General features: G+C 54.9%; 1 protein-coding gene and 1 pseudogene. Both read right to left on the bottom strand.

Annotated elements, in window-relative coordinates; all coding sequences use genetic code 11:
• Positions 1–460 (bottom strand): annotated as a pseudogene (locus tag C492_RS09210) (helix-turn-helix domain-containing protein); the annotation flags it as partial.
• A gap of 368 nt (positions 461–828) precedes the next feature.
• Entirely contained in the window at positions 829–1,104 is a 276-nt protein-coding gene (locus C492_RS09205) for a hypothetical protein (RefSeq protein ID WP_049892917.1), read from the bottom strand.
• Positions 1,105–1,535: the final 431 nt, after the last annotated feature.

The raw sequence follows: 1,535 nt of genomic DNA, 5'->3' as shown, positions 1-1,535 counted from the left end.
GAGTACTCGACATCGTAGGTCTCGTCAAGATACTGCTGGACGAGCGCCGGCGTCCACGCCGGCGCGTCTACCCCAACTTCCTCGGGAGATTCGTGGACTGTGTCTTCGAACTCTTGCTGCTCTTTTTCTGATAGTTTTCGCTTTCTCCCAGATCGGTGAGCATCAGTGACAGCCTGCTCAAGCGACTCGTCAGTGTCGAGTCGCTTGAGCCAGCTGTAGATNGAGCATCAGTGACAGCCTGCTCAAGCGACTCGTCAGTGTCGAGTCGCTTGAGCCAGCTGTAGATTGTTCGCCGGCCGGTGTTATGCCACTTGGCTAGTTCAGTCTGCGTAACGCCGTTTTTGTACGCAATTGCCGCTAACAGTCGCTGTGTCGGCTTCCTCCCCTCGACGTTGTCGAGTGCGTCGTGAAGTTCTTCGACGGAGATTTCGTCGAGATGATCCATNGTCGCTGTGTCGGCTTCCTCCCCTCGACGTTGTCGAGTGCGTCGTGAAGTTCTTCGACGGAGATTTCGTCGAGATGATCCATTAGAAGCAGCAACAACCTATGGGTAGAAAATTCTAACGGTTACTATAGCCGACAGCGGTCTGCGGGCACTCCGTCTCGAGGACGTTCAGCTACGACTACGTCACGCCAATAGACAAACGACGGATCAAATCTATAGCCACTTGATCTCTCGATAGCCTATAAGAGTGGGTGCCATAGAACGGTTCTCATAGAGCTGTTTTCACTACTCTTTTCGGTGATCCAACTGCTGCGTAGGTGTGTGTATGGATCACTCACTGGAACCCTCTCCCTCAACAATGAATCCACGATCGATCTCCAAACCTACTGAACAGCTTCCATGATCGCTTCCAGCTCGTCTTTCCGGAACGACGACGGTGCTTCCTCCGGGCTAGCCTCTTCTACAACACCGGTCTTCCACAAGATGCCTGCCCTCATTTCTACTTTCGGAGGCAAACGCCCGCTCGTATCAATCTCATACCCCACTGCATCACACACTGCAGCGAGGTCCTCTTTCGTGAACGCTGGCGATCCCTCTCGTTCAAATCGACCGACCGCTACCCTGATCGCATTTCGAAGTTCATCACTAGTTTGTGCCATATCTGGCATAACACACACGTATACTGTCTTTGTTCCGGTGAGAAGCTCGTGTACAGACAATGGCCTCGGATCCAGATAGCAGCGTTCAACTTCGAGGCGGAGGGGCCGAGAGGCCGATCACCCTGGAGGGGCGGGCTGCCGATTGGCTCCCCCGTTCGTAGACATCGCTGTTAATACGTTCGCCTCGCAGCGCCTGGAGTCCAGTACTCGGTGACCTCCAATTGACGCAAGCGTCTCGAGCCCCGGTCGTCACGTGGGAACATAGCGGCGGCGGTATCGCAATTCGTGCATCACAGCCGGGCCAGGGCACCCGCTGCGGTGGGCAAGCTACACCAAGTTCGGGCGCGAATACGACAAGCGCTATAAATGAGCACTGACGAAGCAGGGGAGACGGGTGGCTCGGAACCTGTCTCTTATACACATCTCTGAGC

Origin of the sequence: Natronococcus jeotgali DSM 18795 (assembly GCF_000337695.1) — an archaeon.
Taxonomy (GTDB): Archaea; Halobacteriota; Halobacteria; order Halobacteriales; family Natrialbaceae; genus Natronococcus; species Natronococcus jeotgali.
Note: the sequence above shows the minus strand (reverse complement) of the source record. Positions and strands in the feature narration are given on the sequence as shown.